Below are 13,710 nucleotides of genomic sequence, written 5' to 3' on the forward strand. Positions count from 1 at the left end.
ATAACCATTTAAAATTGATTTATCATTAAGAAAATGAGATCATGCGCACAAATTATTATCATCGTTGTATTATGAGTATATTAAATTGTGCCGTAATTGGCGTCGGTTACTTAGGGCGCTTTCATGCTCAAAAATATAAAATGCTACCTAATGCTAACTTAGTAGCAATTTGTGACATTAATCCAGATGCTTGTGAAACTGTATCACGTGAGCTTAATGTTCCTGCTTATATCGATTATAAAGACTTGTTTGGCAAAATTGATGCCGTTAGCATTGTCTCTACGACGAATAGGCACTACGAAATCGCTAAAGAATGTTTAACCCAAGGCATCCATGTTCTTATTGAGAAACCCATTACAGAAACTGTCGAACAGGCAAACGAGCTGATTGCTCTGGCCAAACAGCATCGAGTGAAATTACAGGTGGGTCATTTAGAACGGTTTAATGCCGCTCGCTTAGCACTCGATGAATACCTCGAACAGCCATTATTTATTGAATCACACCGATTAGCCCCTTTTAACCCAAGAGGCACTGATGTTAATGTAGTTCTCGACTTGATGATTCATGACATTGATCTGATCCAAGCAATTGTTAATTACCCAATTGTTAATATTGATGCACAAGGTGCACCTGTTCTATCCAAATCAATTGATATTGCCAATGCCAGAATTACCTTTGCAAATCATTGTGTTGCGAATGTAACGGCCAGTCGTGTTAGCTTCAAAACAGAGCGCAAAACACGAATTTTTCAGCCTAATTCATATATTTCGATTGATTATCAAAATAAACAATTCGCTGTATTTCAAAAAGGGGAAGGCGAAATGTTTCCAGGTATACCTGAAATTACCAGGCATCAGTCTGTATTTGATAAAGGTGACGCATTACTCGAAGAGATAAAGGCCTTCTTAGATTGCATAGAGAAGGATACAATACCCCTAGTTACCGGAGAGGAAGGAAGAGACGCATTGGCCACAGCAGCAAAAATTTCGGCATTAATTGATAACCATTTGACTTTAAATTATGCCCGAGACTAAACGGCTTGTGATTATTGCTGGAGAAGAATCAGGTGATATCCACGCTGCTTCCCTTGTACATCAATTAAAAACTGTACACAAATCGCTTGAAATCAGCGGTATTGGTGGACGACATATGCAAGAAGCCGGTGTTCATCTCATTAGCGATTTAGCGAGATATGGCACAACCGGCCTCACTGAAGTACTCCGTAATTTGCTTATCATCAAAAAAGCATTTAATGCCATCAAAATTCACCTAAGCAATAACAAACCTGATCTGCTCATCTTAGTTGATTTCCCTGGCTTCAATTTACGGCTTGTAAAATTTGCAAAAGAACTTGGCATTCGTATCTTATATTATATAAGCCCGCAAATTTGGGCTTGGAAAGCAAACCGTATTGAACTCATTCGCGCCTATGTCGATCGGATGGCGGTTATCCTTCCATTTGAAAAAGCAATTTATCAAAGAGCAAATATTCCCGTATCGTTTGTAGGCCACCCTCTTGTTGAAAAAATACCAACATGCGATGATGCAGCAAGTGCAAGAACTAAATTTGAGCTTCCTACAGACAAACGTTTAATTGCGATGTTACCAGGAAGCAGGCGCAACGAGATTGAAAGGCATATGCCAATATTGTTAGCAGCGGCCGAAAAACTAAACGAAAAACTATCGGATCTACACTTTGTTATTCCAATCGCGGGTACCCTCGAACCTTCTATCGTTAAGAACTATTTTTCTAAATCGAAAATCGGAATCTCATTTACACTTGGTCATGCAAGCGAGGTTGTGGCCTGCAGTGACTGTGCTGTTGTTGCTTCTGGAACCGCCTCTCTTGAGTGCGCCCTCCTTGAAAAACCCATGTGCATTATTTATAAGGGTTCATTACTTAGCTTTATTGCAGCAATGAAAGTCATTAAAGTAAAGTATTTGGGTTTATGTAATCTCTTACAAAATGAAATGATAGTGCCAGAGTTGTTACAGTATGATTGTAATGTCACAGAATTAACCCGTTCTTTGTTTGAGCTGTTGACCGATCAAGAAATGAGTGAACGCATGCAAAGGCGCCTTAGACAACTTAAATTATCGCTATCTACAGGCCAGGCCGATTGTACCATTGCGGAATTGGTCAATTCCGAATTGAAACTCGCTGATAAAAAGCCCCGCGCAGAGAAAGATTCTTCTTGACTTAAGAATTCCTTAAGAATTCCTTAAGAATAGTAGATTATCAATTAACCTTCATGTACAATTAATTTTGCTTTCATTCTCAAATGAAAGTATTGGGATAGAATGATTTAACTAAAATAAGGAAGTTATGATGAATGTCATTGAAACACAAATAGCTACTCAAACTACAAAACAAGATCAAGGTCTTCAAGATTTAGTTTATGGTTTGGTAACACGATTTCTTGCTGAAAATAAAGGCAAAGCCATCGATGATCTCTATGACATGATTCTTTCTGAAGTTGAGCCGCCACTTTTGCAAGCCGTTATGGAAAAGAAACGGGGCAATCAGCTACAAGCAGCTAAACTGCTTGGAATCAGCCGCGGTACAATCAGGAAAAAATTACAACGCTATTTCGGTACGAAATATTTTCGTTTAACCGACGAATAAACCCTCTTTATAAATGATCCTCTTTACTTCCTAAACCAGCTAATACAATCTAGCAGGATAAAGTACTGAGTGTATTTATAAGACTTTAAAAGGCCCATTATGTGGGCCTTTCTTATTTATAAATTAATTAAATAGATTAGTTCCCATGCAAAAAAGCCATATTTGGCTCATCTTTCAGATGGCAAAGAGCTACTTATATAGGTATCTAAGTCGCACATCATAGCCTTTTTTTTTGCAATCTATGCTTCAATATAACTTTTGTGTTAAATCCAACATAGGAACCTGAGCTATTGTTTAATTGCAAAAAAATTTAATAACTCTCTTTTTCCAGTGGTTTTTGCCATGCTTTCAGAGGTAATAATATGGCCCTTTCCTGATATAGAGTAGGAAGGGAGGCAGGCAGCTACAAGCCGCCATCCTCTCTAACTCTTGAAACGTAGCTTTAGGCTTCAAGAAGTAATTTATTTATCCGATTGACAAAATCAGCCGGATTATCTAATTGACCGCCCTCAGCAAGGACAGCTTGTTCAAATAACATTGTAACCCATTCACCAAAAAGGCTCTCATCGCTGATATCATGCAGACGTTTAATTAATGTGTGATCTGGATTAAGCTCAAGAATTGGTTTACTGGGCGGTATTTTTTGACCGGCTGCTTGTAAGATACGCTGCATCTCCATACCCATATCCCCTTCATCAGCGACTACACAAGCAGGAGATGTCGTTAATCGATGAGTAAATTGCACTTCTTTTACTTTATCACCCAAGATTTCTTTAATCTGTTTCAACATGGGTTCTAGATTTTTCTCTTCTTCTTTTATCTTTTCATTTTCTTCGATCTCTAAATCAAATTTACCTTTCGTTATGGACTGTAATTTTTTACCTTCGAACTCGCCCAAATAACCCACTAACCACTCGTCGACGCGGTCACTAAGCAGTAGGACCTCGATACCTTTTTTTCTATAAATTTCGAGATGAGGGCTATTTTTAGCTGCATTATAGCTAGAAGCAGTGATGTAGTAGATCTTGTCTTGGCCTTCTTTCATACGCGCTACATAGTCCATGAGTTTCACTGTTTGCTTTTCAGAGTCACTTATTGTGGTTGCGAAGCGTAACAACTTAGCGATAGTTTCCTTATTGGTAAAATCCTCAATCGGCCCTTCTTTAAGCACTAAACCAAATTCTTCCCAGAATCGTTGATAAGCCTCTGGATCTTGAGTGCTTAATTTATCTAACATGGATAAAACACGTTTAGTACAAGCCGATTTAATTGAATCAACAAGTTTATTCTCTTGCAGAATTTCCCTAGAAATATTTAAAGGCAAATCATTGGCATCCACAATCCCTTTTACAAAACGCAAATAGCGGGGTAAAAATTGCGCAGCGTCATCCATGATAAACACTCGTTTAACATATAACTTTAAACCGTGTTTCGTTTCCTGCTGCCACAAATCAAAAGGGGCATGAGTGGGAATGTAAAGTAAACTGATATAATCTTGCTTACCTTCCACATGGTTATGTGACCAGATAAGAGGATCTTGGTAATCATGAGAAATATGTTTATACAACTCTTTATATTCCTCATCTGAAATATCTGATTTTGATAGAGTCCATAGTGCAGTGGCTTTATTTACTGTTTCATAATCATCCGTTTTCTCACTGTCCATTTTTTTCATCACAATCGGCCAGCAAATATGATCAGAATATTTAGTAATAATTTGACGTAGACGCCAATCACTTAAAAATTCGTCATAGTCATTTTTGAGATGTAAAATAACTTCTGTACCACGATCAGTTCTCTTTTCTTGTCCAATACTAAATTCACCCTCGCCTTTAGACTCCCAAATGATTCCTTCCTCTGGTTTTAAGCCTGCACGGCGGCTTTTTAGCGTCACTTTGTCTGCGACAATAAATGAAGAATAGAAACCAACACCAAATTGACCAATCAAATGGGAATCTTTTGCAGTTTCACCTGTTAAGTGACTTAAGAATTCTTTAGTGCCTGATTTGGCAATAGTACCTAAGTTTTCGACCGCTTCGTCCCAGCTTAAGCCAATACCATTATCTTTAATCGTGATAGTTTTTAATTTTTCATTAAATTCCACAGTAATGCGAAGATCGGGATCGTTCTCATACAAAGAGGCATCAGCAAGAGCTAAAAATCGAAGTTTATCCAAAGCGTCAGAAGCGTTCGAAATAAGCTCCCTTAAAAAGATTTCTTTGTTCGAGTAGAGCGAATGAACAACAAGATGAAGCATTTGTTTCACTTCAGTTTGAAATCCCATAGTTTGCTGCTTTGCCGCCATTTATAAATCTCCCATACTCAAAATTATCATTAAATAAAACCAGCTTGTGGCCTAGACTGACGCTTGCATCAACTAGGTTCCTTACTTTAATAAATACAGGATGTATATGCGGGTGGAACTTGAAAATTTCAAGGGTTGTTACCTTGAATATCTGACTTGAAAAACTCGCGTCCAGTTAACGCGATTTGTTCAATATTGCGGCTTATGTTTTTAGAAATAATATTAAGGGGTAAATCGTTATCGTCTTTACCGAACGGTTCCTCCAATTCTTCCGATAGGATTTCTAAACCCAACAAAATATAAACAATCATCACCATCATCGGGATGATTAAAAAGCCAAAAGTATCTACCCAACCAAATGGAAACATTAAGGCATAAAAGAGCAAGGCTTGTTTAACAAAAAAAGCAAATGCCGGCGGCACGTGGGTGTTTGCAATTCGTTCACAGCCACCTACCATATCAATCAAATTGGCTAAGTGGGTATCTAAAGCTAAGTATTGCTCAAATCGAAGCTTTTCTTCGCCGCGCAGTTGATTGAGGATAAAATACATCCGCTGAATCACTAATAGTACAGGATGTTGAGAGCTAGTATCCTCAATACCCAATAATTGTAATTCCATTTCAACTTCCTTAATTTCCTTACGTAAATTAGCTTTAACGATAATAGGTAATTTTTTTAATAATTGATAAAAATTCGGATGAACATGAAGACCCGTAAATATCTCAAATTTTAAAGCTAAATTTCGGCAGTTATTGACGATTGAGCCCCAGAGAATTCGACCTTCCCACCAGCGCGAATAACTAGTGTTCACTCTAAAACCAATGATGATTGTGAGAATAAAGCTAAAAATTAAATGAAATTGGCCGAGATTATAGCGTGTGGCGTGCTGAAAAAAATAGGCAATCAATATGGCATAGATCGTTAGTATAACCATGATTGGCATTAGCTTGCGAAAAACTTTTTCTTTATAAAACAGAAATAAATGAGGCACCCATGTTAATAGATTATGGGATCTTAACTTCATAAATTCTCCGGCACTAGCCAATAATACAGAGGAATCTTGAGTTATAAAGTACCGATTTATTCGTTAATCTGCAAATCAATCTTGCATATAAAGTGTAGCAATAGGCTCAATAACTTATTAGGGGGTGAGCAGAATAACTGGTAGTGTTTAAATAACTGTGTCATCTCTTTTAACTTGTTATAATTTCAACACTTAAAAGAGGTGCCCATGAGTAAGAATAAAAAGATAGATTTATCCAATTTTGATTTCAATGATTTTAAGTCTGAAGCCTTAACGCAATTAAAGTCTGGCCAGTCCCTTACTGGTAAAGACGGTATCTTAACTCCTCTGATCAAAGAGCTTCTTGAAGCAGCCTTAGAAGGTGAAATGGAGGCTCACATTTCTGATTGTCATGATTCAGGCCTAACCAATCGTCGCAATGGCAAAACATCCAAGTTAATGAAATCTACAACTGGTATTTTTGAATTAGACACTCCACGGGACAGAGAAGGACTTTTTGAGCCTGAAATTGTTAAGAAGCGCCAAACAGTATTGAATGAGTCATTAGATAATAAAGTGCTGGCCTTATATGCCCTAGGTATGAGCTATGAAGCCATTAGTGAGCACCTGGCTGAAATGTATGGTCTAGACGTATCCTCAGCTAAAATAAGCCTCATCACGGATAAATTGTTGCCTATGATTACCGAATGGCGCAATAGGTCTTTAGAGTCTATATATCCTATTGCCTTTTTAGACGCGATGCATTTTAAAGTACGTGTTGAGGGCAAAGTCACAAGTAAGGCATTTTACACGGTCCTTGCCGTTACTCCTGAGGGCAAGAAAGATATTTTAGGGCTTTATTTGTCAGAAACTGAAGGCGCGCGGTTTTGGCTTGGTGTCTTAAATGACCTTAAAGCACGAGGGGTAGAAGATATTCTTATTGCGAGTATCGATGGACTTAAGGGTTTTCCCGAAGCTATTGCTGAAGTCTTTCCTAAAACAGAAATCCAACTATGTGTAGTTCACCAAATACGAAACTCCCTGAAGTATGTTGTTAGTAAAGACCAAAAGGCATTCATGGCTGATTTAAAGCTTGTGTATAAGGCCTCTAGCAAAGATTTAGCTGAGCATCATTTGCTTGAACTAGAGGAGAAATGGGGCAAGAAATACCCAGCAGTTATGAAGTCATGGAATAATAACTGGGAGGCTTTGTCTCAATACTTCAAATACCCCGAAGAGCTAAGACGTATCATTTACACCACGAACATCGTAGAGGGGTTCCATCGCCAAATTCGCAAGTACACCAAAAACAAAGGCGCTTTCACTAGTGAAAACGCACTGATAAAGCTTATTTATTGTGCCTGCCAAAAAGTACTGGAAAAATGGAGTCAGCCCATGCACAATTGGGCGCTTATCGCGTCTCAGCTTCATATTTATTTTGAAGACCGTATGAACCTGAGACTTAGATAATCAATGAGGTGACACAGTTAGATGAACACTCTCGAATAACTTATGGGCGAAAACCTGGTGAGGTTTCATTCTCTTGAACTTCCTCTTCGTGTTTCCTGCCTTTCACTTTTGCTTCGATTTCTGTATCAATTGGGCCATCAAATTCCAGACTTCTTCTGATTTCGCTTGGTGTATCGTTAGGATCGGTAACAAGCTCTGTGTTTCCTAAAATTTTGTCTTCTAAACTTACCGGATCAAGTACCTGTTGATGCGATTGATTCGGCTTTCGAATCGCATTGAGTTGATTACGAAAAATTGTGGTATACGAAGTAGACATATCAAAACCTTCATTCACTTTATTGAATTACATTACTATTTAAACACACACTCCTGCATTTTGTTGCACTTTGCGTTAGCTCATGACAAAGCTTTAGGTTCCGCAGAGTTACTAACCTCCTGAGATAATGGATACTCTTTTAAATCTTCAATTTGCTTAATGTATTCATCCATCAAGCCTGAGGTTGTAGTATGAGAAAGTCCTTTAAATCGGGTATTAGGTCCTTGTACTAGGGAAATCACATTACGGCTTTGGTAATTATCCCTTACTTCCTCTAAGGCAGATTTAACTTCTTCTTCTGTTGAAGCTAATCTTAAGTTTACAATTGTTTTCTGAATTAGCTCCACATTACTTGCAAATTGAAATGGTTTTGCTTTGGCTTGTACAAGAGTTTGTATTGCCCTCTTTTTAATGAGATCAAAGTGTAGGCGATCGAAGAATTGGGCATGCTCTTTTTGAGCAGGACTTTGTCGAAGTCTTTCAATAATCTCTTGCTTTAGTGATGGGTTCTGGAGAATGTGATCGACAAGCTCTTCAAGTTCTGAGCTAAAGATATCTTTTACTTTTTGATAAAGGAAAGCTTTATGCGACTCGTTAAAAGTAACTAATTCACTATCAAGGTAAGTTTTCTGTAGAATAAGTTGATCAAGAGCAATCACAAATTCGTCAATATGGAACTGTCTTTGAGTACTTGTCAACTCATGCACTATTGCGGCATTTACACCTTTAATCCCGGTCACTAAAGTGCTCAATAAATATTCTTCTTGTTTTCGGAAGTTTCCTACCCAATATTTGAGTGCTTTAACTTTCTCTCGCTCACCTTCGTCAGAGAGTGAGTCAATAAATGGAGGAAAGTTTTTTTCAATATCATCAAAAGATGCTTCTAGCAAATACCTTAAGAAATCACAATTTATCGATTTTTCCTTTCTTTCATCTAAGATTTCTTTGATACGCTGTTTCGTTGTACTTTTTGCCTGATCTTGTAACAATTTCTTTTTATTTGGATCTAACTTAAAATCCAAAGTGGATATATCAACAGGAAGATCAATACGATTCCTTGAAATATCATCCATGAGAGCTTGTTTTAATTCCTCATTACTCGTAGCCACATCAATTTTGGCACATGCTAAGTACTTCACGAAATTTTTTATAGTGGTAAAAAACCCGGTTACTGTGGCCAAAATTCCTTGATCTGTCTTTTGTGGATTAAGCTCAAAAGCGATTGTCTCAGCAATTCTCTCCTGTTCTCTTTTTAATAGAGGAATATCTTTTTTTTGCTTTGCTAATTGTCTTACAGGTAAATTGTCCAATACCCCACCATCTATATATCTATGGCCGTTATATTCTACTGCCTGAAAAACGATAGGATACGAAGCAGAGATTCTTGCAGCAACGCTGATTGGCATATTAGGAGTAGTCTCGTATGAGAATAATTCTAATTTTCCTGTATCAATATTTGTTCCGGTAATAACTAGGTGCTTGACTTCATTGCCCAACACTTCGTTTAAGGAAAATAGATCAATAAATCTGACCGAGTTGATATCTATTTCTTCGATATTCTCATATTGAATAAGAAGTTTTCTTATGAAAAAAAAATCCGAACGCGCGTATCGTTTAAAAAATTTATAGTTATCAAAAAAATACTTTGAAATTTCTTTAAATTTAGTAAAATTATCTGGATAAGGAGTCTCTCTTAGACGTTGTAATTGCTCCAGAACTCCCCTGATAAGTTCTCTTTCTTTATCCGTTTCCTCTTTTTTCTTAGAACAATCCTCATTTCCATCAAGTAACATTTCCCATAAGGGGGTAGAATCCTCTATCGTTTTGATGCGCGTTTCAAGATCTTTCTCAATCTTTGTCAACACATTCATAATTCCAAGCGCTAAAACGGATTCTGCTGATTTAATTTTATCTGGTAAGTAGGTTTTTATAACTCTTTGTATGTCGTTTAAGAGAGCTTCCCCCTTACAAAGCCCTCTTTTAGCAAATAAACCACTAATATGGTAATCTTTGTATTGATTAAAATCGGTTTTGTTAACTTCTAATTTAATTTCCTCTGGAGTCATGCCAATAGCAATCATAGCCGCAGTTAAAGCACCAGCAGAGGAACCACCGATGGTGTCTACGTTATCCAAAATCCCCTCTTCGTGTAATGCTTCAATTGCCCCAGGATATACAACACCCTTAGCTCCTCCGCCACGCAGGGCAATTTTCCGAATAGGTTTGGACGATAACGGAAAATTAAATTGGATTTGTAATAATTCGGCAACAGTTCTACTCATACTCTATTACCATAACGGATAATTTGCGATCATATTGAGTAAATTATAAATGTATTACATGAAGGAAACATTAAGACAAAAATGACTACTTACTAGCTTTGAACCATTAGGTTGCTGTGGAACAATCTTATTTATTCACGAATTTTAATACGGATACAGAATTGGAGTGTAATTAGCCACCTACGCTGGGGAGCGCAGGTGGTACAAATAAAGTAGGAATAAAATTAAAGGCTGTAATACAATTCAAACTCAAACGGATGTGGAAGAGTTCTTAACATTTGAATCTCTTCTTCTTTTAATTCAATATAACTTTGCAGAAAATCTTTACTGAACACATCGCCTTGTAGCAAAAATTCATGATCTTCTTTCAAATGCTGCATCGCTTGTTCCAAGGAGTTACAAACAGTAGGCACATCAACTAGCTCTTCAGGGGGCAAATCGTATAAATCTTTATCCATAGGTTGACCTGGATGAATTTTCTTTTGAATGCCATCAAGTCCCGCCATCATCATGGCTGAAAAAGCAAGATAAGGGTTTGCCATCGGATCAGGGAACCGAACTTCAATTCGACGCCCTTTCGGATTGCTCGTATGAGGAATCCGAATTGCGGCGGAACGATTACGTGCTGAGTAAGCCAATAACACGGGGGCTTCAAAACCAGGTACTAAGCGTTTATAACTATTAGTGGCAGGATTGGTGAATGCATTTAATGCACGAGCATGTCTGATAATACCGCCTATATAGTAAAGTGCTGTTTCAGATAAACCCGCATACTGATCACCGGTAAATAAATTAACACCATCCTTTATTAGCGATTGATGGCAATGCATACCGTTACCGTTATCCCCTACCAAAGGCTTAGGCATAAACGTCGCAGTCTTACCATAGTTGTGAGCGACATTATGGACGACGTATTTTAAAATCTGCAATTCATCCGCCTTTTTAGTGAGTGTATTAAACCGGGTAGCAACTTCGCACTGATTTGCTGTCGCAACCTCGTGATGATGCGCCTCAACAACCATACCCATTTCTTCCAAAGTAAGGCATATTGCCGAGCGTATATCCTGCGATGAATCAACAGGAGGAACCGGGAAATAACCTCCCTTTATACTTGGCCTATGGCCAATATTTCCACCTTCCATAACCTTCCCTAAATTCCAATGTCCTTCAGCGGAATCCAGTTCATAAAAAGCACGGCGCATTCCAATTTCTGAGCGCACATCGTCAAAAATGAAAAACTCTGGCTCAGGACCAAATAAAGCTTGATCAGCTATACCGGTTGATTTCATATAAGCTTCTGCACGATGGGCAATGGAGCGAGGATCACGGTCGTAACCCAGCATAGTCTGAGGATCAACAACATTACAGCGAATAATCAGGGTATTATCTTGGTAGAAGGGATCAACGTTTACAGTGTCTAAATCGGGAATGAGAGCTAAATCAGATTTATGTATTTTTTGCCAGCCTTTAATTGATGAGCCGTCGAACATTTTCCCATTTTCGATCATATCATCATCTAATGCAGATACCGGGATGGTTATATGTTGTTCTTTCCCTTTTGTATCCGTAAAGCGAAGATCGATAAATTTAATATCCTCTTTTTTTATTCTCTCGTGTAATGCTGCTGTGTTGCTCATAATACTCTCCAAGATTACCCACTAATTAAGCTGGCCTAAGTGACTTATTTAGCCCTATAGATTAAACTAATTCCCATTAAAACTGAAAGTAATTCTTATGGGCGCCTACCATTATCAAGCGCTAAATAAATCAGGCTCAACCAAGAAAGGCGTTATCGAGGCTGACTCCGAACGTCAGGCACGACAATTCTTACGTGAACAAGGCCTTGTTCCCACCCAAATTCGTGCTTTAGCTAAGCAGCAACAATCACGCAGTAAAGACAAAATATCTGCACAAGATCTCTCACTACTAACGCGGCAGTTAGCCACATTGTTAGCCGCTGGCATCCCTGTGGAAGAATCTCTCCGCGGTGTCAGCGAACAAACAGAGAAAGATAAGGTACGTGGACTTATCATCGGTGTTCGCTCAAAAGTTTTGGAAGGTTACGGCTTAGCACAAGCAATGGGCGAATTTCCTAATGCATTTCCGGAACTTTATCGTGCAACTGTGGGTGCAGGTGAGCAAACAGGGCGCTTGGATATGGTTTTGGAGAAACTTGCTGACTACACTGAAAACCAACAACAAACCCGTCAAAAAGTACAGCAAGCACTCATTTATCCATTATTGATGGTCATTGTTTCAACCGGAATCATCAGTTTCCTCTTAGCTTTTGTTGTACCCAAGATTATAGAAGTTTTTAGCAGTAGCGGACAGGAATTGCCTAACATGACCAAGGTGCTGATCAATCTTAGCCAATGGATTAAATCCTACGGTTTGATCGCTCTCTTAGGAATTATTATCCTTCTTGTAAGTTTTAAAAAGAGTCTCTCCAATATCAAAATACACACGGCTTGGCATAAGATCTTGTTGAAGCTTCCCGTATCATCTTATTTGGTAAGGTCTGTTAATGTTGCCCGCTATATACATACTTTCGGAATTTTATTTGCTGCAGGAGTAAACGTCCTTGAAACCATGCGCGTTTCAGCAAGCCTAATCACCAACTTAGTGATGCGAAATGCGTTTGATCTCGCTACGATCCGTGTACGAGAAGGCGGCTCAATCAGCCAGTCGTTGAAAGAAACAGGTTTCTTAAGTCCAATGGCGACTCATTTAATTGCCAGTGGTGAAAAAAGCGGGCAAATTGCTGCGATGATGGAAAAAGCAGCATCCCATCTTGATAACGAAGTGAAACGGCTTATCGATACCGCATTAACCCTTCTTGAACCTCTCATTATCTTATTTATGGGAGCCGTGGTTTTATTTATCGTACTAGCTACTTTATTACCCATTTTTTCAATGGAACAGTTAGTTGGGTGAAGTATTCTCGCTAATGCACTTGAGTTTATTAAAGAAAAACTACCTAACCCGAAATAATCCCTAACAATTTTCAATTAATTTGAATTAATCAGAGGAGACAGTAATTTTGCCCACTCTTGATAAGCAGCATAATTTAAATGTACTCCATCGACCGTATATTTCTCATTTAATCCACCATTAGGGTCAGATAATCTTTCATTGATATCGACAAATGTTATTCCATTTTTTTGGCAAAAATCCTTCAATTTTACATTTAAGGCATCAACTTTTTTATTAATTACCTGAGGTTGTAGGTAAAATTGATTTGTACTGCATTTAATTGTTGAAGAAACAATCACTTTAATTTTTGCATTTTGTAATATTTCGATGATTTTTTTATAATTGTTAAAAACTTGTTCGGTATCAGCTCCTCTGCCGAAATCGTTAATGCCAAACATTAAAAAGGCCTTTTTAGGTCTTACTGAAAGTATACCATCCATCCTTTGTAAAATAAGTGCTGAGGTATCACCACTTACTCCACGATTCACGATATCTTTTTTTGCGAGCAAATTTTGCCAAGGCCAAGCAGCTGTTATCGAATCACCGACTAAAACATTGGACACATTTTGGTTTTGAACTAAGTCTGCCCCTGAGAAACTGGCGGTAGAAACTAAACTAAAAAAAGAAATGAAAAGAAATGTTAAGAGGACAAACTTAAGTCGCTTCATTATTTTGTTCTCCATTTTTTTGTAATTTTTTGTAAATCAATCCTAGTATCGGCAGTTTTAGGGTAT

At 38.0% G+C, this 13,710-nt stretch carries 11 protein-coding genes; 5 read left to right on the forward strand and 6 right to left on the reverse strand.

The window, feature by feature from the left end; all coding sequences use genetic code 11:
* The first annotated feature begins 71 nt into the window (after positions 1-71).
* From LMI_RS08170 to LMI_RS08180, 3 genes are all read left to right on the forward strand, one after another.
* The gene (locus LMI_RS08170; RefSeq protein WP_045100656.1) at positions 72-1,034 is read left to right on the forward strand and encodes a Gfo/Idh/MocA family protein; all 963 of its coding nucleotides are present in this window, start codon (positions 72-74) and stop codon (positions 1,032-1,034) included.
* The gene (lpxB, locus tag LMI_RS08175) at positions 1,021-2,199 is read left to right on the forward strand and encodes a lipid-A-disaccharide synthase (RefSeq protein ID WP_045099360.1); all 1,179 of its coding nucleotides are present in this window, start codon (positions 1,021-1,023) and stop codon (positions 2,197-2,199) included. The genes LMI_RS08170 and lpxB overlap by 14 nt, the downstream gene beginning before the upstream one ends.
* 130 nt (positions 2,200-2,329) lie before the next feature.
* A complete protein-coding gene (locus LMI_RS08180) occupies positions 2,330-2,626 on the forward strand; it encodes a helix-turn-helix domain-containing protein (protein WP_045099361.1) in 297 nt (98 codons plus the stop codon).
* A 442-nt stretch (positions 2,627-3,068) separates the two neighbouring features.
* On the opposite strand, the gene htpG is transcribed toward LMI_RS08180, so the two are convergent.
* Both htpG and LMI_RS08190 read right to left on the reverse strand, forming a co-directional pair.
* The gene (gene htpG / locus LMI_RS08185; protein ID WP_045099362.1) at positions 3,069-4,931 is read right to left on the reverse strand and encodes a molecular chaperone HtpG; all 1,863 of its coding nucleotides are present in this window, start codon (positions 4,929-4,931) and stop codon (positions 3,069-3,071) included.
* Positions 4,932-5,059: 128 nt separating this feature from the next.
* Positions 5,060-5,956, reverse strand: coding sequence for a bestrophin family protein (locus LMI_RS08190; RefSeq protein ID WP_045099363.1), 897 nt, complete (start codon positions 5,954-5,956; stop codon positions 5,060-5,062).
* 207 nt (positions 5,957-6,163) lie between these two features.
* Here LMI_RS08190 and LMI_RS08195 point away from each other — a divergent pair, with 207 nt between their 5' ends.
* The gene (locus LMI_RS08195) at positions 6,164-7,405 is read left to right on the forward strand and encodes an IS256 family transposase (protein ID WP_045098241.1); all 1,242 of its coding nucleotides are present in this window, start codon (positions 6,164-6,166) and stop codon (positions 7,403-7,405) included.
* A gap of 40 nt (positions 7,406-7,445) precedes the next feature.
* Here LMI_RS08195 and LMI_RS08200 read toward each other — a convergent pair whose 3' ends face one another.
* The 3 genes from LMI_RS08200 to glnA form a co-directional block, all read right to left on the reverse strand.
* Positions 7,446-7,721: a hypothetical protein gene (locus LMI_RS08200; RefSeq protein WP_143000996.1), complete on the reverse strand. Its 276-nt coding sequence runs from the start codon at positions 7,719-7,721 to the stop codon at positions 7,446-7,448.
* An 80-nt stretch (positions 7,722-7,801) separates the two neighbouring features.
* Positions 7,802-10,003 carry a patatin-like phospholipase family protein gene (locus LMI_RS08205; protein WP_045099365.1) on the reverse strand — a complete coding sequence of 734 codons (2,202 nt, stop codon included), beginning with the start codon at positions 10,001-10,003 and terminating at the stop codon, positions 7,802-7,804.
* Positions 10,004-10,227: 224 nt separating this feature from the next.
* On the reverse strand, positions 10,228-11,640 hold the full coding sequence (glnA, locus tag LMI_RS08210; RefSeq protein WP_045099366.1) for a type I glutamate--ammonia ligase: 1,413 nt from the start codon (positions 11,638-11,640) through the stop codon (positions 10,228-10,230).
* Positions 11,641-11,737: 97 nt separating this feature from the next.
* Between glnA and lspF the strand changes: the two genes are divergently transcribed.
* Entirely contained in the window at positions 11,738-12,937 is a 1,200-nt protein-coding gene (lspF, locus tag LMI_RS08215) for a GspF family T2SS innner membrane protein variant LspF (RefSeq protein ID WP_045099367.1), read from the forward strand.
* A 74-nt stretch (positions 12,938-13,011) separates the two neighbouring features.
* On the opposite strand, the gene LMI_RS08220 is transcribed toward lspF, so the two are convergent.
* The gene (locus LMI_RS08220; protein WP_082050726.1) at positions 13,012-13,659 is read right to left on the reverse strand and encodes a GDSL-type esterase/lipase family protein; all 648 of its coding nucleotides are present in this window, start codon (positions 13,657-13,659) and stop codon (positions 13,012-13,014) included.
* Positions 13,660-13,710 lie beyond the last annotated feature (51 nt).

The organism is Legionella micdadei, assembly GCF_000953635.1.
In the GTDB taxonomy this organism is placed as follows: domain Bacteria; phylum Pseudomonadota; class Gammaproteobacteria; order Legionellales; family Legionellaceae; genus Tatlockia; species Tatlockia micdadei.